This window comes from Aliidiomarina indica (assembly GCF_015354615.1).
Lineage (GTDB): Bacteria > Pseudomonadota > Gammaproteobacteria > Enterobacterales > Alteromonadaceae > Aliidiomarina > Aliidiomarina indica.
Genome location: NZ_JACAVQ010000002.1, coordinates 250,317 through 275,345, shown reverse-complemented (window position 1 = coordinate 275,345; position 25,029 = coordinate 250,317). Strand labels below are relative to the sequence as shown.

The 25,029-nt window shown below is 49.6% G+C and carries 23 protein-coding genes; 10 read left to right on the top strand and 13 right to left on the bottom strand.

What is annotated here, in order from left to right; genetic code table 11:
* Positions 1–248: 248 nt before the first annotated feature.
* From HXZ99_RS05655 to ampD, 7 genes are all read right to left on the bottom strand, one after another.
* A complete protein-coding gene (locus tag HXZ99_RS05655; protein ID WP_194756298.1) occupies positions 249–716 on the bottom strand; it encodes a hypothetical protein in 468 nt (155 codons plus the stop codon).
* A gap of 634 nt (positions 717–1,350) precedes the next feature.
* The gene (gene lpdA / locus HXZ99_RS05650; RefSeq protein ID WP_194756297.1) at positions 1,351–2,775 is read right to left on the bottom strand and encodes a dihydrolipoyl dehydrogenase; all 1,425 of its coding nucleotides are present in this window, start codon (positions 2,773–2,775) and stop codon (positions 1,351–1,353) included.
* A 92-nt stretch (positions 2,776–2,867) separates the two neighbouring features.
* The gene (gene aceF, locus HXZ99_RS05645; protein WP_194756296.1) at positions 2,868–4,646 is read right to left on the bottom strand and encodes a dihydrolipoyllysine-residue acetyltransferase; all 1,779 of its coding nucleotides are present in this window, start codon (positions 4,644–4,646) and stop codon (positions 2,868–2,870) included.
* Between the two features lie 10 nt (positions 4,647–4,656).
* Complete coding sequence (gene aceE / locus HXZ99_RS05640) at positions 4,657–7,335, bottom strand: pyruvate dehydrogenase (acetyl-transferring), homodimeric type (protein WP_194756295.1); 2,679 nt, start codon at positions 7,333–7,335, stop codon at positions 4,657–4,659.
* A 27-nt stretch (positions 7,336–7,362) separates the two neighbouring features.
* On the bottom strand, positions 7,363–8,118 hold the full coding sequence (pdhR, locus tag HXZ99_RS05635; protein WP_194756294.1) for a pyruvate dehydrogenase complex transcriptional repressor PdhR: 756 nt from the start codon (positions 8,116–8,118) through the stop codon (positions 7,363–7,365).
* 447 nt (positions 8,119–8,565) lie between these two features.
* Positions 8,566–9,360, bottom strand: coding sequence for a regulatory signaling modulator protein AmpE (gene ampE, locus HXZ99_RS05630; RefSeq protein WP_194756293.1), 795 nt, complete (start codon positions 9,358–9,360; stop codon positions 8,566–8,568).
* A gap of 6 nt (positions 9,361–9,366) precedes the next feature.
* Positions 9,367–9,996 carry a 1,6-anhydro-N-acetylmuramyl-L-alanine amidase AmpD gene (ampD, locus tag HXZ99_RS05625; protein WP_194756358.1) on the bottom strand — a complete coding sequence of 210 codons (630 nt, stop codon included), beginning with the start codon at positions 9,994–9,996 and terminating at the stop codon, positions 9,367–9,369.
* Positions 9,997–10,054: 58 nt separating this feature from the next.
* Here ampD and HXZ99_RS05620 point away from each other — a divergent pair, with 58 nt between their 5' ends.
* The 9 genes from HXZ99_RS05620 to yacG all read left to right on the top strand — a co-directional run bounded on the left by HXZ99_RS05620 (position 10,055) and on the right by yacG (position 16,863).
* Positions 10,055–10,579 carry a retropepsin-like aspartic protease family protein gene (locus HXZ99_RS05620; protein WP_228517666.1) on the top strand — a complete coding sequence of 175 codons (525 nt, stop codon included), beginning with the start codon at positions 10,055–10,057 and terminating at the stop codon, positions 10,577–10,579.
* 52 nt (positions 10,580–10,631) lie between these two features.
* On the top strand, positions 10,632–11,525 hold the full coding sequence (nadC, locus tag HXZ99_RS05615; protein WP_194756291.1) for a carboxylating nicotinate-nucleotide diphosphorylase: 894 nt from the start codon (positions 10,632–10,634) through the stop codon (positions 11,523–11,525).
* A 186-nt stretch (positions 11,526–11,711) separates the two neighbouring features.
* Positions 11,712–12,176, top strand: coding sequence for a pilin (locus HXZ99_RS12330; protein WP_194756290.1), 465 nt, complete (start codon positions 11,712–11,714; stop codon positions 12,174–12,176).
* A gap of 1 nt (position 12,177) precedes the next feature.
* Positions 12,178–13,143 carry a GspE/PulE family protein gene (locus HXZ99_RS05605; RefSeq protein ID WP_194756289.1) on the top strand — a complete coding sequence of 322 codons (966 nt, stop codon included), beginning with the start codon at positions 12,178–12,180 and terminating at the stop codon, positions 13,141–13,143.
* 2 nt (positions 13,144–13,145) lie between these two features.
* Positions 13,146–14,330 (top strand): type II secretion system F family protein, encoded by a 1,185-nt coding sequence (locus HXZ99_RS05600; protein WP_194756288.1) that lies wholly within the window; start codon positions 13,146–13,148, stop codon positions 14,328–14,330.
* A gap of 33 nt (positions 14,331–14,363) precedes the next feature.
* Positions 14,364–15,218 carry a prepilin peptidase gene (locus HXZ99_RS05595; RefSeq protein WP_194756287.1) on the top strand — a complete coding sequence of 285 codons (855 nt, stop codon included), beginning with the start codon at positions 14,364–14,366 and terminating at the stop codon, positions 15,216–15,218.
* A complete protein-coding gene (gene coaE, locus HXZ99_RS05590; RefSeq protein WP_407928493.1) occupies positions 15,215–15,823 on the top strand; it encodes a dephospho-CoA kinase in 609 nt (202 codons plus the stop codon). The genes HXZ99_RS05595 and coaE overlap by 4 nt, the downstream gene beginning before the upstream one ends.
* Before the next feature lie 39 nt (positions 15,824–15,862).
* Positions 15,863–16,624: a cell division protein ZapD gene (locus HXZ99_RS05585; RefSeq protein WP_194756285.1), complete on the top strand. Its 762-nt coding sequence runs from the start codon at positions 15,863–15,865 to the stop codon at positions 16,622–16,624.
* 50 nt (positions 16,625–16,674) lie between these two features.
* A complete protein-coding gene (gene yacG / locus HXZ99_RS05580) occupies positions 16,675–16,863 on the top strand; it encodes a DNA gyrase inhibitor YacG (protein WP_194756284.1) in 189 nt (62 codons plus the stop codon).
* Positions 16,864–16,878: 15 nt separating this feature from the next.
* On the opposite strand, the gene mutT is transcribed toward yacG, so the two are convergent.
* The 3 genes from mutT to HXZ99_RS05565 form a co-directional block, all read right to left on the bottom strand.
* Positions 16,879–17,304 (bottom strand): 8-oxo-dGTP diphosphatase MutT, encoded by a 426-nt coding sequence (gene mutT, locus HXZ99_RS05575; RefSeq protein ID WP_194756283.1) that lies wholly within the window; start codon positions 17,302–17,304, stop codon positions 16,879–16,881.
* An 8-nt stretch (positions 17,305–17,312) separates the two neighbouring features.
* Entirely contained in the window at positions 17,313–20,036 is a 2,724-nt protein-coding gene (secA, locus tag HXZ99_RS05570; RefSeq protein ID WP_194756282.1) for a preprotein translocase subunit SecA, read from the bottom strand.
* 92 nt (positions 20,037–20,128) lie between these two features.
* The gene (locus HXZ99_RS05565) at positions 20,129–21,058 is read right to left on the bottom strand and encodes a M23 family metallopeptidase (protein WP_194756281.1); all 930 of its coding nucleotides are present in this window, start codon (positions 21,056–21,058) and stop codon (positions 20,129–20,131) included.
* A 29-nt stretch (positions 21,059–21,087) separates the two neighbouring features.
* On the opposite strand from HXZ99_RS05565, the gene HXZ99_RS05560 reads away from it, so the two are divergent.
* Complete coding sequence (locus HXZ99_RS05560; protein ID WP_194756280.1) at positions 21,088–21,390, top strand: DciA family protein; 303 nt, start codon at positions 21,088–21,090, stop codon at positions 21,388–21,390.
* A 66-nt stretch (positions 21,391–21,456) separates the two neighbouring features.
* On the opposite strand, the gene lpxC is transcribed toward HXZ99_RS05560, so the two are convergent.
* The 3 genes from lpxC to ftsA all read right to left on the bottom strand — a co-directional run bounded on the left by lpxC (position 21,457) and on the right by ftsA (position 25,009).
* The gene (gene lpxC / locus HXZ99_RS05555) at positions 21,457–22,371 is read right to left on the bottom strand and encodes a UDP-3-O-acyl-N-acetylglucosamine deacetylase (protein WP_194756279.1); all 915 of its coding nucleotides are present in this window, start codon (positions 22,369–22,371) and stop codon (positions 21,457–21,459) included.
* Positions 22,372–22,550: 179 nt separating this feature from the next.
* Positions 22,551–23,729 carry a cell division protein FtsZ gene (ftsZ, locus tag HXZ99_RS05550; RefSeq protein ID WP_228517664.1) on the bottom strand — a complete coding sequence of 393 codons (1,179 nt, stop codon included), beginning with the start codon at positions 23,727–23,729 and terminating at the stop codon, positions 22,551–22,553.
* A gap of 71 nt (positions 23,730–23,800) precedes the next feature.
* Complete coding sequence (gene ftsA / locus HXZ99_RS05545; RefSeq protein WP_228517710.1) at positions 23,801–25,009, bottom strand: cell division protein FtsA; 1,209 nt, start codon at positions 25,007–25,009, stop codon at positions 23,801–23,803.
* Positions 25,010–25,029: the final 20 nt, after the last annotated feature.

The following is a 25,029-nucleotide window of genomic DNA, read 5'->3' as shown; positions in this document are numbered from 1 at the left end:
AGGGGTTTTCGCCTAAATTTGCGACCAGCGACAACTAATACACGACCAAAGATGCCTTTATTTACATGGGCTATAGCGATTTCTTTAATTTCCGACACTAATTTTTTGGTGAACTAAAAGTACAGTTTGATATGTGAATTTATCAGTGCTGTGACAAGCGGAAATATTTTTAAAATACCCCATACAAAAAAAGCCAGCGCCCAAACATGGACACCGGCTATTTGCTCTTTTAAATTCAAATGGACAGATTAACGACAGCTGAGGGTAACAGTGCAATTATGAGCATGGTCGCAGCTCATACGCTGAGAACAAATCAAGCTATTCTGTTCTTCAAACCATTGGTTCAACCACTCCGCTAGTTCTAGGTTAAACTTAAATCCATGGCTATGAGAAAGATCTGCGTTAGCAAAAGAGCTGCTGATACTTATGTTTCCGTCAATTACGGTACAGACTTGTCCATCATCCACACACACTTGGTTCCCTCCTCCTGAGGTATTGATCAAAACAAATTTAGAGGAAGTCTCCTGCTCATTCGCTAACTCTTCCCGTAACTCTTTCTCGTTTTTACTATCATTCATCAGCCGATCATAAAGATTCAACCCAGAGTCCACGATTGGAATGAAATCTAGAATCTTTTTCCCTCTATTAGACGATGCAGGCGTAACATCGCCCAGCGTTGAACTGTCTCCAAGCGAATCTTCTTGCGTAGCAATCACATCATCGCCCCCATGGTTCTCATAGCAAGAACTCTCATCGCAACAAATTTCAAGAGTAGAGTCGCAGTCTCGATAAACATAGAACGAATCTGCTAGGTAAGTTGCTCGAAATGCCCATAGAGCATCGTCTATGGCACCTTCAGGGTTTGACAGACACGCATCACCACACCGAACTCTAAAATCAACATCGGCACTAACAACATTTCCCTGAGGATCTTTGACACGATAGACGGTGACATCATGCTCTATGTTCGTCGAGTCTCGAAAATGCAAGTTCAAGACATTGTATTGATAGTTGGCACATTGACTGAGTGATTCATTCTGAAAATTCGAGCACTCAGACGTGTTAGCCCATACAGAGTTGCTCAGCAAGCACAGGCAAATAATGAAGAAATTGGAAAAATATCGAAGGTGTCTCATCATGTTCTCCCTATGATAATTCTTTGTCCTTAGCATAAAAGTGAAGTGATGACACCTTTTACGCGTACCAAAAAAATATCACCCCCCCCCGCACAATTTCAAGATTGGTGAATCATCTTTACAATGAGTACGTTACATTGCATTTAAAATATTTAAATACAAAAAAAGCCAGCATTCCTAACCGAATGCTGGCTTGTTCTTTACGCTCACGCGTTTACTTTTTCTTGGCTTTTTTATTCGGTAAGTCGGTAATCGACCCCTCGTAAATTTCTGCCGCTAAACCAACCGATTCGTGCAAGGTTGGATGCGCATGGATAGTAAGTGCAATATCTTCCGCATCCGCGCCCATCTCAATGGCTAAGCACACTTCGCCAAGGAGTTCACCCGCGTGGGAACCCACCATCGCGCCACCGATAATACGATCGTTATCTTTATCAAATAACAACTTGGTGAAGCCATTGGTTGCACTCGAAGCAATCGCACGACCAGAGGCAGACCATGGGAAGGTCACTGCTTCATAGTTCAAGCCCTGCTCTTTCGCTTCCTTCTCGGTGAGACCAGCCCACGCCACTTCTGGGTCCGTGTAAGCGATTGATGGGATCACTTTCGGATCGAAATAATGCTTCTTACCTGCAATCACTTCAGCAGCAACATGGCCTTCATGCACCGCTTTATGGGCGAGCATTGGTTGTCCAACGATGTCACCAATCGCGAAGATATGCTTCACGTTCGTGCGCATTTGCTTATCTACTTCGATAAAGCCACGGTCTGTTACTTCGATGCCTGCTTTCTCAGCGCCCAACTTCTTACCGTTTGGCGTGCGCCCTACCGCAACAAGAACTGCGTCGTATTTGACCGGCTTCTCAGGCGCATTTTTGCCTTCAAAAGTCACGTAGATACCGTCTTTTTTGGCTTCTACGTCGGTCACTTTGGTTTCTAGCATGATGTTGTCGAACTTCGACTTCATCTCTTTCGTGAAGACCTTAATGATGTCTTTGTCGGCTGCAGGAATGAGCTGATCCATAAACTCAACTACATCGAGGTTCGACCCTAACGCTTTATACACACAACCCATCTCTAAGCCGATAATACCGCCGCCAAGTACCAACATTTTCTTTGGAACAAACGGCAGTTCGAGTGCGTCGGTTGAATCCCAAACGCGCTTATCGTCATGAGGAATGAACGGGAGTTCTACTGGCTGTGAACCTGCGGCAATAATGGCATGCTCAAACTTAATCACGGTTTCTTTATCGCCGGATACTTTCAATTCGTTAGAGCCGGTAAATTCACCTTTGCCGGTCACAACCTGTACTTTACGCATCTTGCTCATTTGCGTTAAGCCGCCGGTAAGTTGGCTCACTACTTTGTTTTTGTGATCGCGGACTTTATCCAGATCAATTTTGGCATCGCCGAAGCTGACACCCGCATCGCCAAGATGTTTCGCATCTTCGATGTGCTTGGCCAGATGCAGCAGCGCTTTTGATGGGATACAACCTACGTTCAAGCACACACCACCTAAGGTGCTGTAGCGCTCAACAAGGACGACGTCCAAACCTAAGTCTGCAGCACGGAATGCTGCTGAATAGCCACCAGGACCGGCGCCTAACACCACGACCTGCGTTTTAATTTCGTTGCTCATGATTACCCCTATCCGTTTTTGCTAGCTGCTGCGCCAGCATGACGAGTCAAATTCGCGCGATATTGTACCGAGATTTCCTCGGTACGTCTTGTCTAGAGAATAATTTTCCGAATATCTGATAACACGCTGCTCAGATATACCGTGAAACGTGCCGCTAACGCGCCGTCAATGACGCGATGGTCGTATGACAAGCACAGCGGTAAGGTGAGCCGTGGCTCAAACTCCTTGCCGTTCCACACCGGTTTCATATCACTTTTCGAAACACCCAAAATAGCCACTTCAGGCGCATTTACGATGGGTGTAAATGCAGTACCACCAATGCCCCCTAAGCTCGAAATTGAGAAGCAGCCACCTTGCATATCTGCTGCTTTCAATTTGCCATCCCGCGCTCGCAGGCTCACATCGGTAAGTTCGCGTGATAAGTCGATGATGCCTTTCTTATCTACGTCACGAATAACCGGTACCACTAAGCCATTTGGTGTGTCCACGGCGATGCCGATATGCACATACTTTTTCAATATGAGGCGTTCACCATCTTCGTGCAATGACGAATTGAATACCGGGAATTCCTGCAGCGCTTTTGCCACTGCTTTCATAATGAATACCAGCGGCGTGAATTTCACATCCGCTTTGCGCTTGGCTAATTGCTCGTTTTCCGCCTTTCGGAAGGCTTCTAACTCAGTGATATCAGCTTCATCGAATTGGGTAACATGCGGAATGGTAACCCAGTTGCGATGCAGATTCGGGCCAGAGATACGCTGAATACGCGTGAGCTCCACTTCCTCAACATCACCAAACTTGCTGAAATCAACTTTCGGTGGCGCAATAACTTGCAAGCCACCGGTGCCTCCGGTGTTGGCTGCCGCAGAGGCTTTCGGACGTGACAATTCGTATTTCACGTACTCTTGCACATCTTCTTTCAAAATACGGCTTTTCGGACCAGAACCTTTCACTTGGCTTAAGTCGACACCAAACTCCCGTGCAACACGACGCACCGCCGGTGACGCATGGACCAAACCCTCGCTTTTACCTTTACGGCCAAGCGGGTGGTCCGGAACAGGTGGATCGCGACGCTCAGATCGGCCTTCGCCTGACTCTTCAGATTTCGATTCTGACTTACGTTCTGATTTACTCTCTGACTTACTTTCTGATGTCGAGTCCGCGCCGCTATCATCGTCTGACGCATCGTCGTTATCAGACTCATCATTTGCACCAGAAACTTCTAACTCTAATACCAGAGAGCCTTCGCTCACCTTATCGCCAACTTTTACTTTTAACGATTTCACCTTACCCGCTTTCGGGCTTGGCACATCCATAGTGGCTTTATCAGTTTCCAATGTGATTAGGCCATCTTCTTCAGAGACCTCATCCCCTTCAGCAACCAAAACTTCAATGACGTCCACTTCACCCGAATCACCGATATCCGGCACCTTTACTTCAATAACTTCAGTGCTACCAGATGATTTTTTCTTATTGGTGTCCGCTTTCGGTGCCGACTTTTCTTCTTTGTCGTTGCTGTCTTTATCATCGGAATCGTTGCTATCAGAATCGCTGTCTTCTTTCTTCTCCGTGTCGCTTTCATCTTTCGATGCGCTGTCGGAATCATTCGATTCTTCTTCGTCGCTATCGGCATCAGCGGCCTCAATCAGCGCCAGCAAGTCGCCTTCGCTGATTTTATCGCCCACTTTTACCTTTAAACTTTTTACCTTACCGGCAAATGGCGCAGGTATATCCATCGATGCTTTGTCACTCTCAACCGTGACTAAAGACTCCTCAGCATCAATGTTATCGCCCTCGCTTACCAAGACTTCGATTACTTCAACACCTTCCCCACCTACATCGGGAACTAAAACTTCTTTTGCATCAGCCATGAGTTGCTCCTTACGCGTAGAGTGGGTTTACTTTATCGACATTGATACCGAAATCTTTGATGGCTTTGGCCACCACTTTCTTATCGATATCCCCTGCTTTGGCTAGCTCTGCAAGCGCTGCGACCACCACATACTCGGCATTCACTTCGAAGTGGCGGCGCAAGTTCTCGCGGCTATCGGAACGACCAAAACCATCGGTACCGAGCACGCGATACGGCCCTGGAACCCAGGCGCGTACTTGGTCCGCGTACAGTTTCATATAATCGGTGGCAGCGATAACAGGCCCTTTCCCTTGCTCAAGTGACTTGGTAATAAAGGCTGTTTTCTCTTTCTTGGTTGGGTTGAGCATGTTGTACCGCTCTACATCCAAACCATCCCGCGCCAGCTCATTAAATGAAGTGGCGCTAAATACGGTGGCATTGATATCAAACTTTTCAGCCAGAATCGATGCCGCTTTGCGTACTTCATTGAGAATCGTGCCTGAGCCCATCAAGCGAACTTCGCCTTTAGCTTTGGTTTTACCGCTCTTCGCCTTCACATCGTCAAGCTTGTAAACGCCACGCAAAATGCCTTCTTCAACGCCCTCAGGCATCTCTGGTTGCTTGTAGTTCTCGTTCATCACCGTGATGTAGTAGAACACATTCTCTTGCTCAGCGAACATGCGACGCATACCGTCTTGCACAATCACCGCTACTTCGTAACCGTAGGTTGGATCGTAGCTTACGCAATTCGGTACCGTACCGAAGTGCAATAAACTATGACCATCTTGGTGCTGCAAACCTTCGCCATTCAGGGTGGTGCGACCTGCAGTGCCACCAATTAAGAAGCCGCGGGTCTGGCTATCGCCTGCGGCCCACACTAAATCACCCACACGTTGGAAACCAAACATGGAGTAATAGATATATACCGGAATCATCGGCTCGTTGTTGGTGGAATAACTAGTACCTGCCGCCACCCACGATGCCATTGCACCAAGTTCGTTAATCCCCTCTTGCAGCACCTGACCTTTTTTATCTTCACGATAGTAAGCCACTTGGTCGGCATCTTGAGGCGTGTATTTCTGCCCTTGCGATGAGTAGATCCCCACCTGACGGAACAAGCCTTCCATACCGAAGGTGCGTGCTTCATCAGGAATAATCGGAACGACACGCTGACCAATTTTCTTATCTTTAAGCATGGCGGTGAGTACGCGCACAAACGCCATCGTCGTCGAGATCTCGCGGTCGCCAGAACCTTTTAATACCGCTTCAAAAGCTTTTAAGCCGGGTACTTCTAGCTCTTTGTCGGTTTCGGCACGACGCACTGGCATAAAGCCACCGAGTTTCTCCCGACGCTCGCGTAAATATTTGAGCTCTTCGCTATCTTCATCAAATTTGTAGTAAGGGATATCTTCCAAATCGCTATCTTTGATTGGAATGTTAAACCGGTCGCGGAAGTGCTTGATGGCTTCAACATCCATCTTCTTCACTTGGTGAGCAACGTTCTTCCCTTCACCGGCAGAACCCATACCATAACCTTTTACCGTTTTGGCAAGAATAACCTGTGGCCGACCTTTGGTGTTCACGGCTTTATGATAGGCCGCGTACACTTTCACTGGGTCGTGACCACCACGGTTTAAGCGCCAAATGTCTTCATCCGACAAGTTAGCCACCATGGCTTTGGTTTCTTCTGTTTTTCCGAAGAAGTGTTCACGGGTGTAGGCGCCGCCTTTGGCTTTATAGTTTTGATACTCACCATCGACACTGTCTTGCATAATTTCCGCAAGCTTACCTTCGGTATCCCGATAAAGGAGCGGATCCCAATAGCGACCCCAGATCACCTTAATTACTTCCCAGCCTGCGCCGCGGAAAGTGCCTTCGAGTTCTTGAATGATTTTACCGTTACCGCGCACAGGGCCATCTAAGCGCTGCAAGTTACAGTTCACGATGAAGGTTAAGTTATCTAAACCTTCGCGGGTGGCAAGACCAATTGCACCTAAGCTTTCTGGCTCATCCACTTCACCATCGCCAAGGAAGCAATAAACGCGCTGATTCGAACAATCTTTGATACCGCGATCAGTGAGGTACTTTAAGAAGCGAGCGGTGTAGATGGCCTGAATCGGGCCAAGGCCCATTGATACGGTGGGGAACTGCCAAAAATCGGGCATCAATTTTGGATGCGGGTAACTGGACAAGCCGTCACCATCCACTTCCTGACGGAATTTGTCGAGTTGCTCTTCGGTAATGCGTCCTTCAAGGAAAGCGCGGGCATAAATACCCGGTGACACATGGCCTTGGATAAACAGGAAGTCGCCACCGTCTTCGCCTGGAGCACGAAAGAAATGGTTAAAGCCTACATCGTAGATCATCGCAGAGGATGCGAAGCTAGAAATATGACCACCAAGCTCAAGTTCTTTCTTCGAGGCACGCAGCACCATTGCCAAGGCGTTCCAACGTATGGCCGCACGAATCCGTGCTTCCAAGGTATGATCGCCTGGCATCACCGGCTCTTGGCTCACAGGAATCGTATTCAGATACGCCGTGGTTGGCTGATACGGTAAGTAGGCACCACTACGACGCGCCTTATCAATAAGCTGTTCAAGGATAAAATGGGCGCGCTCTGGACCTTCGGCGTCAAGAACCGCTTCGAGTGCTTCAATCCACTCCAGCGTTTCCTGTTGGTCGATATCTTTACTGTGTAAATCTGCCATAATCTTTCCTTTCATCTCCAAAGGACTTCAGGGTTCATTCCGGCGCAGCGATCGCTGCAAACGTGTGTGTTCCCGGTTAATCTGCAATAACGTACGTTCGATATACGCAAGGTGTTCATGACACGCATCACGCGCTTGTTCAGGCTCCCGTGCGCATATCGCATCAACGATCGCCTTTCGGTGCACGTGCAGTTGGTCGCGTATATCACTGCGCTCCAATAGCACCTCTAGGTTGCGTCGCATATTTTCTTGAAGGAGTCCGCGCATGCCTCGAACCAGATGCAGCAACACCACATTGTGAGACGCCTCAGCAATGGTGGTATAGAACATCATTAGGGCATCGGCTTGGGCAGGAACGGCTGCATAACGGACTTCTTGTAGTGCCGCGAAGGTTGCTTCAATGCGTTGTAAATCGGTGTCCGTTCCGCGCATCGCTGCATAAAATGCAGACACGCCTTCAAGCGCATGTCGAAACTCCAACAAATCAAACTGTGACTCAGGATGCCGTGCAAGTAATTCAAACAGTGGGTCGGTGACTTCCGTTGCGAGACCTCCTCGCACGTAAGTACCACCACCTTGCTTGCGCGTCACTAAGCCTTTTGCTTCGAGCTTTTGAATGGCCTCGCGTAGTGAAGGGCGAGACACAGCAAAACGGGCCGCTAGTTCGCGCTCCGATGGGAGACGCTCGCCTGCAGCCCAAGTTCCATCGACGATCATCGACTCCATTTGGGTGACGATCATATCGGATAATTTTGTATGTGCTATCCGCTCTATTGTATTCATTCACCTTGGCCATTCGCTGTAAATTGGTCTTACCAATTTACCGTTAACGACCATTATAAACATAACCACCAAAAATAACTAGCCCCAGTGGCCTGACCTCCTGTACCCAACGCACCGCGTTGGTCCGTTGCAGATTTAGGCCTCAGAACCTTTATCAGCCCCTGACCAACGCGGTGCGTTGGCTACACCGGCCCAAGAACTTTTATCAGCCCCTGACCAACGCGGTGCGTTGGCTACACCGGCCTCAGAACCTTTATCAGCCCCTGACCAACGCGGTGCGTTGGCTACACCGCCCCAAGAACCTTTATCAGCCCCTGACCAACGCGATGCGTTGGCTACAAATACACACAACCCGAAGCGCAGGCAGAAGCTTCCAGAGCAAGGCATAACCGGGCCGATTGAGGCCTGATTAAAACGCAGCTATCGGAGCTCTCTGACAAGCCTACACTACAAGGCCCAGCCGAATAAGGTGGCTACTGCCACCACTGCCAACAACAGCACCATATTACGACGTACCAAATTCACCAATGCATCTGGTTCCGAGGTGTGATCATCTTCTTCCGCTAATACTTCTTCAGCAGTACTCGCTAGCTCCCCTAAAATCTTCGGCGGGTTGTCGACCCCGGCAGAGAATGATTTCAACCACTGTGGCAAGGCCCGAGAGAAATGGCCTACCAATAAGAAGCCAAAGCCTGCGGCGCGTAACGGCAACCACTCTATCCACGCCAGTAGCTTAGGGACTGACTCTGAACGTGCCCGTAAGAGGGTGTAAGCTAACGCGCCCGCCGCACCGAAAATTGCAAACCAAAAGGCAACGGCAAAGTAATAGCGAAAATTCAGCCACACCAACTGTTGTCCAATGGTGAGTTCATCATCATTGACGTATCGAAGCTCGGCCGCAAACTCCTTGCGCGCTTCTTCATCGCCGCGGTTGGCGGCAAGTAGAAACTGACGCAAGGCATTGCGCTGAGCGCGGCAGCCAATGGCCAAAGTAAGTACCAATACATTGATGATGAGCATGGCGAGGATGCTATTGGACAACCACAACAAAAGGGCGAGCACAATCGCTGGCGAAATCAGTAACAGCGGACCGAGCAGATCGTGTTGGCGCCAGGAGCCAAGTTGCTCATGATCACGTAACCATTCGTCCCAACGATTCGCTGTAGGCTCGAGTCGCCATCCTTCCGGAGTAATGCGGAGTCGCTCAAGAATGAGCGCAATTAATAACGACAACACTACCATAGTTTTTTATCCATCCTGTTTGGTCAACGCAGCAATTTGCTGCCGGTAATAATTCCAATTAAACGCTGGTCCGGGATCGGTTTTTCTCCCGGGTGCGATGTCTTCATGTCCTGTAATACATGCATCGGTGATTCCAGGATACGTTTCTTGTAGCGCGATAGTTAGCTGCGCGAGTGTTTGATACTGTTCTTCAGTGTAGGGGGTGTGGTCGGTTCCCTCAAGTTCAATACCGATGGAAAAATCATTACAGCGTTCTTTGCCGTGCCAGGTTGAAACCCCCGCATGCCACGCACGACGGTTGAAATCTACATACTGTTCAATACTACCATCGCGACGAATACACGCATGGGCAGACACTTTGATATGCGCAATCTCTTGAAAAAATGGGTGATCTTCGGGGTTGAGCGTGCCCATAAACAAATCGGTGATGTAAGGGCCACCAAATTCGCCCGGCGGTAATGAAATATTGTGGACCACCAACAAGTGAATATCCTGTGGTTCGGGCCGCTCGTCTGCGTGCGGCGATGGGTAGTACGTAGCCTGCTGGCAACGGTGCTGTTGAATGGTCAGTTTGCCCACACACACTCCTAAAGAATCGATTTTTACGATACAAAAATGAACGAAATCAACATTCATAGAGTAATTGAGGTATGATGCCATTTGTATCACAGATGTTCCCTCGGAGGATATGCAGATGAGCTCCGATTACTCAAATCAAGAACCTTCACGCATGCTAGGTCGCGGCTTCGCCATCCTTGCTTGGGTAAGTCTATTTGCGGTGTTTTATCTCTTTTTTAATCATTATTTGGAACGCCAGAATAACCCCAATCAGCAGGTAGTCACCTACACTGACGGCAACAGAGCCGTGGTGGAACTGCAGCAAAATCGTGCGGGCCACTACCTCGTTAACGGCACCATTAACGGGCGTCATGTTTCCTTTTTATTAGATACAGGCGCAACCCAAGTTGCGATACCTGGACGCTTAGCCGATGAGCTAGGTGTAAACCCCGGTACCCGCGTGCAAGTGCGAACGGCCAGTGGTATCGCCTCGGCGTATCAAACTCGAATCGACACCCTTACCTTTGGGGAAATTCGCCTACAAGATGTTTCAGCGACTATTGTTCCCGATTACGACAGTTCGCATATTCTGCTGGGCATGAGTGCCCTACGCGCGTTAGAATTCACTCAACGTGACGGCGTGTTAACCATTCGCCAGTAACCGAGCGCACGTCAATTTATCCCGACCCATTTGCAAAGTGAGAGATCAAGGCATGAGCATTCGCCCAACCTTTACCATGGCTGACGCTTTAGTGGCTGCAATTCCCGCCCAAGTGACCTTCGCTCTGGCCGAAGATCTCGGTACAGATCCGGCTGCGGGTGCTGATCCCGATCAAGACATTACTGCCGCACTTATTCCGGAATCGCAGCAAGCCCAGGCAACCTTAATCACGCGTGAAGATGGTGTGTTTTGCGGACGCGCTTGGCTTGACGAAGTGTTTCACCAACTCGGCAACAAGGTACAGATCGATTGGCATGTGGCTGATGGCGATGGGATAACAGCAAACCAAGCGCTGTGTACCTTGCAAGGCCCAGCACGCGCCATTCTTACCGGTGAACGCACCGCCATGAACTTTCTGCAAACGCTCTCAGCAACCAGCACCTACGTTGCTCACGCAGTGACGCAGTTAGAAGGTTCGAACACGCGCTTGTTGGATACCCGCAAAACCATTCCGGGGCTGCGTTTGGCACAAAAGTACGCGGTCCATTGTGGTGGCGGGTTTAATCACCGTATTGGGTTATTTGATGCCTACCTGATTAAAGAAAACCATATTGCTGCCTGTGGCGGAATAGCACAAGCAGTTCAAGCAGCGCGTCAAGCCCATCCGAACCGGCAAGTGGAAGTGGAAACCGAATCTCTCGCGGAACTTGAACAAGCCATTGCGGCAGGCGCTGACATTATTATGTTGGATAATTTTAGTATGGACATGATTCGTGAAGCCGTGGCCATTACTCAGGGGCGCGCCAAACTTGAAGTATCGGGCAACGTCACCCCTGAACAATTAACTGACTATGCCCGCACCGGCGTGGACTTTATTTCTTCTGGCGCGCTTACTAAGCATATTCAAGCGCTCGATTTATCACTGCGGGTTATCACCTCCGCGTAAACTCCGCATCGCCTCACTGTTTAAGAATCAGCCAAAGTCGCACAATCTTCGTCGGCAATGGCTGATATCCGTATGTTCCCCTATCCCCTTCTGCTGTTTTCGGCTATTTGTTGCAGTAGTCGTTTCGCACCCTTGATTCTAAGTGCAAGCGCCGTTTGATTCTTCGACTACCATGGAGGGTAGCTTATGCACTACTATGCGCGAAATACAGCTGGGTTTAACCTTGTCGAACTCATGATTGTTGTCGCAATTATCGGGATTCTAAGCTCCTTTGCGATTCCAGCCTACACCGACTATAGCCAGCGAGCACGGGCCGGAACCTTGATGTTAAGCCTACAACCGTGGCAAACGGCGATTAACTTATGCTGGCAAATGGAAGGTTCATTATCGCCATGCTCCAGTTTTGGTCAGCGCGGTATTCCTGCTGCAACGGCTCCCCTGCCTCAGGGCATCGTAAGCTTACAAACCGGAACCGCCCCAGGCTCAATACGTGCCACCTTTGAAGTGCGTGATCGCAGCGGCGAATTCTTGACCGTGGAACTCCAACCTGCAGTAACCGCGACCCAATTACAGTGGGCGGTCCTCTGCTCCGATTTTATCAGTGAATTCGATTCGCAAATGCGCATTCCGCATTGTGTGGGTGCTAGTTAAGATGCTTGCTAACCCACAACTTGAGCGCGAATTAAGTGATTTTATTGTGGCCTGCGCAGAAGGCGGCGATTCAGATCTCCATCTGGAGCCCCTCGTAGATGGCGCCCAGTGGCGAGGGCGCTATCTAGGTAGTTTGGCCCACCGCCAATACCTGAGTTCGGCGCAAGCCATTCGCACCGTGGCTGCCATTAAAACGGCCGCGGGCATGGATACGACCGAACGACGACTACCCCAAGATGGACGCTTATCCATTCAGAGCAAAACGACCCGCGTCGATTGTCGAGTAAATACATTGGCAACGCTGCATGGCGAGAAAATAGTGATTCGATTGCAAATTATGGGGGAGCAAGCACTGCCCCTGCAGCAACTCGGCTTGCTACCTGAACAATATCATACGGTGCTCGAGGAGCTGAGCAAGCGCGAAGGGTTGGTTCTGGTAACGGGGCCGACGGGCAGCGGTAAAACGCGTACGCTGTATGCGATGTTACAGCATTTAAATGCCGGTGAGATGAATATTTGTACGGTCGAAGATCCGGTTGAGATTGCCCTGCCAGGAATTAACCAAGTACCGATTCGGGCGCATGTCGGCCTTACCTTTGCAACCGCCTTAAGAGCCATGCTTCGACAAGATCCGGATGTGTTGATGATTGGTGAAATTCGCGATCAAGAAACCGCCCTGATAGCCTGTCAGGCGGCGCAAACTGGCCATCTGGTGTTCGCAACTTTGCACGCAAGCTCCCCGCTCGCCGCGATTATTCGCCTCCAGCAACTTAGCGTTCAACCCAATCAGTTGGCTGCCTGCTTAAACCTACTCATCAACCAACGCTTGTGTGTAGTCAACGACAAGCGTGTGGGGGTTTTTGATCTTCGCTTAGGTGATGGTTCCTTGCAGCAAGCGCTGCTCTCGGATATGCATCACATTGACCGATGCTTACAGCAACCATCGGCTGACGTTGTGGGTACATGACGATGCACTGGTTTCGTTGGCATGGCGTTCATGGCAGTGAGGGCATCCAAAGTGGGCTGGTGCAGGCGAGCAACCTGACCGAGGTGCGTCGGCAATTGGCTCAGCAACGCATTCAAGCACGTCTGGTTAGCCGCCTGCCTGCGCTTGGGCGCGGCCGTCGCTATGCTCAATGGCAGCTAAAATTTCTGTATCAATGGCATGAGTTACTTGAGTCGGGGTTCGATCAGCAAAGTGCGTGGCAGTATCTGCACCGGATTAGCAACTCGCGCGAGTCGGCTCAGGCCACATTCAGCGTTATTCGACAGATGCAGCAAGGGGATTCCCTTGCTCATGCACTCCAACAATATGCTGTGTTTCCAACTCACTTAGGCATTTGGGTGGGCGTTGGCGAGCATACAGGTCGGCTTCCTAAAGTGCTGGAGCAACTCCACCTTACCCTGAAACAACGTATGGCTGATGCTCAGGCGCTGCGCAGTGCCCTGCGCTACCCGTTCATTGTGTTAGCCATCGCGTTTCTGATGCTTATCGCTATGGTGGCGTTTTTATTACCGCGATTTGCCGATATTTACGCGCAGCTTGATGTGGTGTTACCCGCGCTCACCCAATCGCTCATGGGTCTGCATGACAAACATGTTTTAATGCAGTTTGGCCTTGCCCTTGCCGCCATTTTTGCCAGTGCTGCCCTCTTGCGTTGGCGCTGGCCAAACTGGTTGCGACAGCCTCATGGGTGCGCGCGCATCTACCGGATTCCCTATATCGGTGACTATTTACGTACCTACCATCTACTGCAAGACATAAACATGCTCACCTTAGCGCTAGATAGCCACATTCCGTTGCACGACAGCATGGCCTATGTGGCACGTTTTAGTGAAAGTGGGTATTGGCGCCATCGCTGGCAACGTTGTGGCAAAATGCTAGAGTCAGGGTTAGCATTTTATTTATGTTGTCGTCATATTGAGGTTCCCGAACACCTATGCCAAGCCATACATATCGGCGAGGTGAGTGGCCGTCTCGGCACGCAACTGCGCTTTGCCAGCGCCCAATTGCAGCACCAGCAACACGCGCAGCAAGAAGGTTTCCTTGGACTCCTACCGACACTCGTGCTAATTGTCGTGAGTATCATTACGTTGTTGTTACTATTAGCCTTATACTTACCGTTGTTTCAGCTCGGACAAATCGTCGGGTAAACTAGCCAAAGAATAAAAAGAACGAGGACAGTCATGGAATTCTTTCATTATTATCCCCACGCAACGTGGATTGTCGCCCTGTTGCTCGGGCTGATATTTGGCAGTTTTGGCAATGTTGTTGTTGGGCGTTTGCCGCGCATGCTTGAGCTGCAATGGAAGCGTGACTGCGCGGAAGCAAGCGGTGAAACGCCGCCGCCCGCCGAACGATTTAATCTCGCCTATCCCAACTCTCAGTGTCCGTCGTGTCACAGTGCCATTCGGTGGTATGACAATATTCCCGTGCTCAGTTACCTCCTTCTTAAGGGCCGCTGCCGTGCTTGTGGCGTACACATCAGCTTGCGCTATCCGATGACTGAAGTGATCAGTGCGGCACTCGCCGTTATAGCGGTTCTGAGCTTTGGCTTTACCATGCTCGGCCTGGCCTATGCGGTATTTCTTTATATTCTGTTGCTGTTAACCCTCATAGACGCGGAGCACATGTTATTACCGGATCAACTTAGCTTACCTCTGCTCTGGTTAGGTTTGCTCCTCAGTATTTCTGTGCTGCCCATTACACCGGTTGAAGCCATTGTCGGCGCCGCCGCCGGGTACTTGTTTTTGTGGTCTGTGTACTGGTTATTCCGCTTAGTCACCGGCAAAGAGGGAATGGGCTATGGTGATTTCAAGTTACTGGCCGTACTCGGCGCGTGGTTAGGTTGGCAGGCACTGCCGCTGATTGTGCTACTTTCATCCTTGGTCGGTGCCATTTATGGTATCGTGGTATTAGCAATGAAGAACCAAGGACGAGACCGGCCTATGCCCTTTGGTCCTTTTCTTGCTATTGCGGGCGGCATTAGCTTGTTTTACGGTCAAGATATCTATCAATGGTATTGGAGTATTTATCTGTGAATACCCCCTATATCGTCGGCGTCACCGGAGGAATTGGTTCGGGCAAAACGACAGTGACCCATCAGTTTTTACGTTTGGGCATTGATGTTGTGGATGCGGATGAATGTGCTCGTGCGGTGGTAAAGCCAGACAGCCCGGTACTCAATGATATTCGAGCTGCCTTTGGATCCTCTGTTTTTACCGCGAATGGCGAGCTCGATCGGGCCGTGCTGCGATCCCTTATTTTTTCTGACGAACAAGCCAAGCTTAGGCTAAATGAGATTATGCATCCGGCCATTCGCACCGAAATACTGGAGCGCTTAACCCATGCAAGTTCACCCTATGTGATACTCGCAGCCCCCTTGCTCTTGGAAAACAAGCTGGATGTGTTATGTCATCGCATCTTGGTCGTCGACGTGCCGGAGTCGGTGCAAATCGAACGTACCGTTGCCCGCGACCATGTGCCTGAGTCTCAGGTGCGCGCCATTATGGCAGCGCAAATAGATCGTAAAGCCCGTTTGGCCCGCGCTCATGATATTATCGACAACACGCAGCCTGTTTCAGCACTTGTGGAGCTTGTTGCCGCACTCCATCAACAATACCTGGCCTTTGCGAAGTCCAAATGAATCGCTATCATGTAAGTGAACTTTCGGAATAAGAATAAAATGGACTGGATAGCCTACGAACATCCGTTGGAAGAAAAAACACGGGTCTACTTACGAATCGAAGCACTCCTGCTACAAGTGGAAGCGGGTGTAGACGACGTTGATAGAGTCCGATATCCGTTGTTTTTTGGTGGTCTTTTTAATCTTCTCGATTTACTCGAGCGCACCGATGTGCGCGCTGATCTCATCAAGGATTTGGAACGTCGCGAGGGTCGCTTACAAGGCTATATCGATCATCCTGCCGTTGATCAAGAGGCACTTCGCGCCATACATGGCGAATTACAACGGGTGTTACAAGCGCTCTGTGAAGGTCACAAGTTTGGATATGCGTTGCGCGAAAATCGGTTCTTAGCCAATGTACGGCAACGCATGGGCGTTATGGGTGGGCAGTGTCATAATGAGCTTCCAGAGTTGAAGCATTGGTTGCAACAGTCTGCTGCGGCTCGCAGTGAGCAAGCACGGGTTTGGTTTGAGCAACTGAGTGTGTTGCAACACGCATTGCAGGTTGAGTTGAAAATGCTCCGCGAGCAAGCGGAGTTTCAGAGCTTGGTCGCTGAAAATGGCAGTTGGCAAAGTAACGATGAAAAGTTATCCTTGCTGCGCATTCGCGTACCCTCAGAATTGCCGGTCTTCCCGCTTATAAGCGGCCATCGTCAACGATTTAGTATTCGCTTTATGCAAAGCCAAGGAATGCAAGGCAGTCAGGAACGCATTAGTTACAATGAACAAGTTCCCTTTCAACTCGCGCGTTGCCAGGGTTAAGTTCGTATTGCGTTCATCTTTTTAATCTCAAGTCAGTCATCCTAAGAATTATGAATAACGTCACTATTGTTTCTTGTCCTACGTGTAACACGCCCGTACGTTGGGAGCCGGCATCGAAGTTCCGCCCCTTTTGTAGCGAACGCTGCAAGCTTATCGATCTCGGTGAGTGGGCGAGCGAAGAAAAACGCATCCCCGGTGAAGACATTCCGCCCCACGCCAACGATGATGACGTTAGCTAAAGGACGGAGTGGTTATTAAGCCGAGGTGCTTTCGGTGGTTTTGAAAGGAAGATTCAAAACCGCCTCAAGAATAGGGCCATTGGCGGGTGGAAAGCTATAATTGATCAAGTCTGGCCGAGCAACCCAGCGCCATGGCTGTCCCTCGTTTCCCTGAATCTTTCCTGAAAACTCTGTGACGTGCCACACATCCAATAACACGGATTTGTCGGGGTAGTTGTGCGTTACTTTCAGCATCGGTGTCGCATGCCCAACATGAAGATTGAGTTCTTCTTGTAATTCACGCACTAAAGCAACCACCACATTCTCGTCCGCTTCCACCTTACCGCCGGGAAATTCCCAGAAGCCGCCTTGGTGTTGGGATTGGGCGCGCTGGCTAATTAAGATATGGCCATCGGCATTCTCAATGACACCGACGGCTACATGGATTTGATGTTCAGACATAATATCGCTTAGTTCAGCTTGCCGTGGCAGTGCTTATACTTCTTGCCTGAACCACATGGGCACGGGTCGTTGCGGCCAACTTTCTCGCCATCACGAACCACCGTTTGCCCTGGGGCACCAGCACTACTTTGCTCAGACCCTGAGCTTGCACTTTCATGTTGGAAGTTACGCGGAGTTTTTGCTTCTTGCTCTCGGCGTTTCGCTTCCATTTGCTCTACGTCTTCTTCGGCACGCACTTTCACTTTGCTCAGAATAGTAATCACTTCGAGCTTCAGCGCCTCTAGCATGTCGGTAAACAAGTTATACGCTTCACGCTTGTATTCTTGTTTTGGATTCTTATTGGCATAACCGCGCAGGTGGATACCTTGGCGCAAGTGGTCCATCGCCGCCAAATGTTCCTTCCAATGGGAGTCGAGGCTTTGCAACATCACCGCTTTCTCGAAGTGACGCAGTACCTTTTCGCCCACTTGCTGCTCTTTCTCTTGATAGGCTTTGAGGCCTTCTTCAAGAATTTTCTCACGCAGCAGTTCTTCAAAGAGTTTATCGTCTTCATCGAGCCAGCGTTGGATAGGTAAATCCAAATCAAAATCTGCACGTAGGCGATCTTCTAACCCTTCGATATTCCACATTTCTTCTAGCGACTGGGGTGGAATGTACTCATCGATGACCCGATTCATCACATCTTCACGAATCACATCGATGGTTTCTTTGATATCGTCACCTTCAAGCAATTCGTTACGTTGTTCATACACCACTTTACGTTGGTCGTTAGCAACATCATCGTATTCAAGTAATTGCTTACGAATATCGAAGTTGCGCGCTTCCACTTTACGTTGCGCGTTTTCAATGGCTTTCGTCACCCACGGATGTTCAATGGCTTCGCCATCTTTCATCCCTAAGCGCTTCATCATCGTGCCCATACGATCGGTGGCAAAGATACGCATTAAGCTGTCGTCGAGCGATAAATAGAAACGTGATGACCCTGGGTCACCCTGACGACCAGAACGACCGCGAAGCTGATTATCAATACGGCGTGATTCATGACGCTCCGTACCGATAATATGCAAACCACCGGCTTGCACCACGTCATCGTGACGCTTACGCCAGGCTTCTTTCACCTTGGCAATTTGGGCATCGGTTGGATTATCGAGAGAATCGATCTCCATCATCCAGTTACCACCAAGCATAATATCGGTTCCCCGACCTGCCATGTTGGTCGCAATCGTGACTGCACCCGACATACCAGCCTTGGCAATGATTTCCGCTTCCTTCTCGTGGAATTTAGCGTTCAATACCTCATGCTTAATCTTTTCTTTTTTCAGTAAACGCGACACCAACTCCGAACTCTCAATCGAGCTCGTACCGACCAAGATAGGACGTTGCGCATCTCGCTGCGCCCGAATATCTTCAATAATAGCCTTGTACTTTTCCTCGGCAGTTAAGAAAATCAAATCGGGCATATCTTCGCGAACCATCGGCTTATTGGTAGGCACAACAACCGTTTCCAAGCCATAAATCGATTGGAACTCAAAGGCTTCGGTATCAGCAGTACCTGTCATACCGGCAAGCTTTTCGTACAAGCGGAAATAATTCTGGAAGGTAATTGATGCTAACGTTTGGTTCTCATTCTGAATCTTCACACCTTCTTTGGCCTCAACGGCTTGGTGTAACCCTTCCGACCAACGGCGCCCTTCCATGGTACGACCGGTATGCTCATCAACAATGACGATTTCATCATCTTTAACAATGTAATCAACGTCTTTTTGGAACAAGTGGTGGGCGCGAAGGGCCGCATTTACATGATGCAACAGAGCGATGTTACTTGCTGAGTAGAGAGAATCGCCTTCGTCAAGCAAGCCATTCTCGATTAGGATTTGTTCAATATGCTCTTGACCATGCTCAGTAAGGTAAAGCTGGCGGGCTTTTTCATCGATGGTGAAATCGCCAACATCATCACCTTCTTCTTCTTTACCATCTTCATGAGCTTGTCGCTTTAATTGCGGCACTAAGGTGTTGATGCGTTTATACAGTTCCGATGAATCGTCGGTTGGCCCAGAAATGATTAACGGAGTACGGGCTTCATCGATAAGAATCGAGTCAACTTCATCCACAATCGCGTAATGCAAATCGCGCTGCACCCGCTCTTCCTTGGTGAAGGCCATGTTGTCGCGCAGATAGTCGAAACCAAACTCATTGTTCGTACCATAGAGAATATCGCAGGCGTAGGCTTCTTTTTTGTCTTTTGGATGCATGCCGGCTACATTACAGCCCACGGTCATACCGAGAAATTCAAAGAAAGGACGACTCCAATCCGCGTCACGGCGTGCTAGGTAATCGTTCACGGTAATAATATGAATACCACGGCCAGTCAGTGCATTCAGATATGCAGGGAGGAGTGCGGTGAGGGTTTTACCTTCACCGGTACGCATTTCTGAAATCTTATGTTGGTGCAAAATCATGCCACCAATCAACTGCACATCGAAAGGCCGCATTTCAAAAATTCGCTTACTCGCCTCTCGCGCCACAGCAAAGGCTTCATTGAGCAGGCTATCTAGGCTCTCACCAGCTTCAACGCGCTCTTTCAGCTCTGCACTCTTCGCCTGTAATTCTTCATCACTGAGGCTCTCAAGCGTTGCCTCCATGGCGTTGATTTGCTCTACTTGTTTGCGTGCGTTGCGAATGAGCCGTTCGTTGCGGCTACCAAAAATGCGTTTAAATAGACTACCTAACATGTGTATTCAGTTTCCTGTAAAAATGCGTATTTAGAATTTCGCAAAATAAAACGGCACCCCAAAGGTGCCGGAGTCACTCAAGGGATTCTACACTACTCGCTCGACACTTGCCGAAATACAAACGACGACGGATTCACGTGTCGTCCGTTCTCTAGAACCTCGTAGTGTACGTGGGGTCCTGTCGAACGACCAGTACTGCCAACTCGCGCGATGGTCTGTCCGCGTGTGACAACGTCACCGACCTGCACATCAATAGATTTCATGTGACCATAACGGGTACGAAGCCCTGCGCCATGGTCTATCTCAACAAGATTACCGTAACCTGCACGGCGCCCTGCAAAGGTAACAATACCAGCACCGGTAGCGATGACTGGACTTCCCTCCGGGGCAGCAAAGTCGATTCCGCGGTGCATGGTAGGGTTACCATGGAACGGATCTTTGCGCACACCATACTGTGATGACAACCAACCTTCAACAATAGGGCGACCGGCAATGAAGCGCTCCCCTTCGATATGGTGGCTCATTAATAAAGATTCAAGGAGGCGAAGTTGTTTTTGTCGCGATGCCAGCTGTTCAAGAACCGCATCGATGTCGGCAAGCACTTGATGCTCGCCAACCACCGGCCACTCCATCATCGGCTGATCCGGGCCACCCACGGGGATTGGCTGAGTAAAATCAAACTCCCCTTGGTCCATCTGGGTCGCCGAAGCGAGGCGCTGACTCAGCGCTTCTAAACGCATGATTTGCGCTTGGATATCACCAAGTTTCATCGACATCGCGGTGAGCTCGCGCTGGGCCTGACTGCGCACCTCTTGCACGACTTCACTTTGCATGGCGAGAGCGCGGTGCTCTTTTTGGATCCTATCTTTCGCAATTAAGGCGTTCACGCCTTGATCATGCCACGGCTGATGATAGGCGACTGCAATAAACGCCGCGATACCGAAAAACGATAATAAACGGCGATTTGTTAATCTTATTTTGAAGCGTACCTTTTTACCACGGTACAAGATTGCTAAACTCATGCAATATCCTAACTTAGTGCGCGCGAATCATGTTGCGAAAACCACCCAAAACAGTGCAGTCGCTATTAAACGACGGTCCACTTGCTCGATTACAAAAGAAACAATCTGTGCAAGAGCAACTCTATGCACTCTGGTCAGAAACAGTTCCTGCTGATCTACTCGCCAACTCGCGCTGTCTCTCGGTTCAGGGGCAAACCCTGATTATTGCTGCTAGAAGCGGGGTGTGGGCAACCCGTATCCGCCTCATGCAAACTCATATTATGGCGAAATTCACCGAATTACCAGACACAAATATTCGCAGTCTGGAAGTGAAGATTCGTCCTCAGTTATAAATAACCGTTTTTATCGTGCAAGCCTAATGAAAAAGGCCGCGTGGGGTAAACGCGGCCTTTTCAGTGTTAGGCGATAGCTGGCTGTAAATAGTTGATGGGCGCTTTCGCACTTTTCTCTTCGAAAGTGACAAATTCCCAAGCCGCTTGATTTTCCATGAGCGCAACCAGTAACTGGTTATTCAATGCATGGCCCGACTTATAGGCACGTAAGTGACCTAAAATACTATGACCACCCATATAAAGATCGCCCACGGCATCAAGAATCTTGTGTTTCACAAATTCGTCGTCGTAACGAAGTCCATCACTATTTAGCACGCGGAACTCATCGAGAACCACGGCATTTTCAAAACTTCCGCCGAGCGCCAAATTATGCGCCCGTAAATATTCGATATCTTTCATAAAGCCAAAGGTTCGGGCGCGGCTAATGTCGCGAATAAAGCTCTGGCTACTGAAGTCCATGCTGACCACTTGATTGGTGTCGGCAATGGCCGGATGCTCGAAGTCGATGGCGAAATCAATCTTGAAGCCGTTGTGGGGTAACAATTCGGCCCATTTATCACCATCTTCTACGCGAATCGCCTTTTTCACGCGAACAAAGCGTTTTGGACGATTCTGCTCTTCAATACCGGCAGACTGCAATAAGAAGATAAACGGATGTGAACTACCGTCCATAATCGGAATTTCGTGCGAGTCTACTTCGACAATGAGATTATCAATTCCCATACCGGCAACGGCCGCAAGCAAGTGTTCGACAGTGGAGATTCGTACGTTGTCGTCATTAATCAGACACGTACACATACGGGTGTCTTTCACGAGCTTCGGCGACGCCTTGATGTCGACGTGCGGATTCAGATCGGTACGACGGAATATAATCCCCGTATTGGCAGCGGCAGGTCGCAACACGAGATTCACCTTGTTGCCCTTGTGCAGGCCAACACCGGTCGTGGCGATCATCTGTTTGATGGTGCGCTGTTTAATCATACCTGAATCCTCCATAGTCACATGTCGTCTAGACCACGCGATCCATGCGCAGACAATTATTAAGTTATTCTATCTGGTCCGATGACTCAAATAGAAAGGCCAAATAATATACCAAATGGTAGAGCACTGGTCAATCCAATTTAGCACTCAATTCCAATCATCTTAATCGACAATACCGATTAGTCTGCTTGGCGTCGCAAGAAAGCTGGTATATCCAGAATATCTGGTTCACCGCCTTTCTTTTGCACCGGCCGCTCTTCTGCGTCCGCGTCGATGTCTTCTTCAAACTTCGGCGCTGCTGCAGCTGATGTACGCGAATAACCACCGGCACTTGACGATGAGCGTGCCACTGCCGGCTCTGGTTTTTTCTCAACCAGCGAAATATCAGGCTTTTTCTCAGCGCCGATACCCGTTGCAACCACAGTTACGCGCATTTCATCAGACATATCCATGTCGATTACCGTACCTACAATCACGGTGGCATTTTCAGAAGCGAACGAACGAATCACGCTACCGACCGTTTCAAACTCGTCGATACCCATGTCCATACCCGCGGTCACGTTCACTAACACACCGCGAGCACCAGACAGGTCGATATCTTCTAAAAGTGGGCTATTAATTGCCATTTGTGCCGCTTCTTGCGCACGATCAGGACCACTTGCCACACCGGTACCCATCATTGCAGTACCCATTTCACGCATAACCGCTTGGACATCGGCAAAGTCGACGTTGATGAGGCCCTGGCGCGTGATAAGTTCGGCGATACCTTGCACTGCACCTAAAAGTACGTTGTTCGCTGCACCAAATGCATCTAACAAGGTTGTGCCTTTCCCCAGTACTTTCAGCAATTTTTCATTTGGAATCGTGATTAATGAATCCACATGTTTGCTCAGCTGGGAAATACCCTCTTCGGCAGCCGCCATACGCTTTTTCCCTTCGAATGGGAATGGCTTAGTCACCACAGCGATGGTAAGAATACCGAGTTCCTTAGCCACTTCAGCGACGACAGGCGCTGCACCGGTTCCGGTACCACCGCCCATACCTGCGGCGATGAAGATCATATCGGCACCTTCAAGCTGGCGCATAATTTCTTCACGGTTCTCTTCTGCAGAGATGCGACCTACTTCCGGGTTTGCCCCCGCACCCAGACCTTTGGTGATTTCACCACCGAGCTGGATAAGTACGTCTGCATCGTGTTTACGAAGCGCTTGCGCATCTGTATTGGCGGCAAGGAACTGCACACCTTCAATTTTTTGCGCGACCATGTGTTGGACAGCGTTGCCGCCACCACCACCGACGCCGATGACTTTAATCACCGCGTCTGATTCTGAGTTATCCATTACTTCAAAGATATTCATAATTATTACCTCTCCACTTGCCCGTATTTTCTGTTGTTACCCCAAAAAAATCAAAGTAAACGATTGAAAAATCAAAATTCTCCGCGGAACCAGCTCTGTATTCGCTGTAACCAATGTGGTTGGTGACTGCGTTGTTTTTCTTTTTGCTGTTCCAACAGTTCAATTTGACCAAATTTCAACAAGCCTACACCGGTGGAATACACCGGGTCGTTTACATAATCACTCAATCCTTTCACATGCAGAGGCGCTCCTAAGCGCACCGGCATTTGAAATATTTCTTCTGCGAATTCAACCGCCCCTTCCATCTTGGCGGTACCACCGGTAAGTACCACGCCGGCGGCGATTTGTTCATCGAGGCCGCTGCCGTAAATTTCATCGCGAATAAGTTCAAACAGTTCCTGGTAGCGTGGCTCGACCACCTCCGCTAAGGTATGGCGTGACATTGACCGTGATGGCCGACCGCCCACCGACGGCACTTCAATATTGTCTTCCATACTCACCATTTGCCGTAGTGCGCATGCATACTGCACTTTAATTTCTTCAGCATGGCTTAACGGAGTCCGGAAAATCTTGGCGATATCATTGGTCACCTGATTACCCGCCACGGGTATCACTGCGGTGTGACGCAATACACCTCCCGAGAACAAACTGATATCAATAGTGCCGGCGCCCATATCGACTAAGGCCACACCCAGCTCTTTTTCATCCTCCGTGAGGGCCGCATGGCTCGACGCTAATGCCGAAAATACCAAGCTTTCTACTTTTAAATCACAGCGCTCAACCGCTTTCACAATATTGCGCGCCATATCATTGGCACAGGTAATCATGTGAACACGGGCTTCCATTCGCACCCCAGACATACCGACTGGGCTCTTGATGCTCTCTTGCGAATCGATGACAAATTCCTGAGGTAGTACGTGTAAAATTCGCCGTTCTTGGGCAATAGGTACCGATTTAGCGGCATGAATCACGCTATCCACGTCGTCTTGGGTGACCTCAGCATCGTTAATCGGCACCATGCCGTTCTCGTTTTGACATGCAATGTGGCGACCGGAAATATTCAAATACACCGACGAAGCGCGGCAATCAGCCATCAACTCGGCCTCGTTAATGGCACGCTGAATAGACTGCACCACGAGATTCAAATCGTTGACGCCGCCTTTATCCATGCCCCGAGCTGCCGTTACACCCACACCAATAATATTCATATCGCCTTCAGGCTGAACCTCGGCAATGAGTGCGGTAACCTTACTGGTCCCCACATCTAGGCTTACAATCATGTTGTCGTCTTCATTCTTTG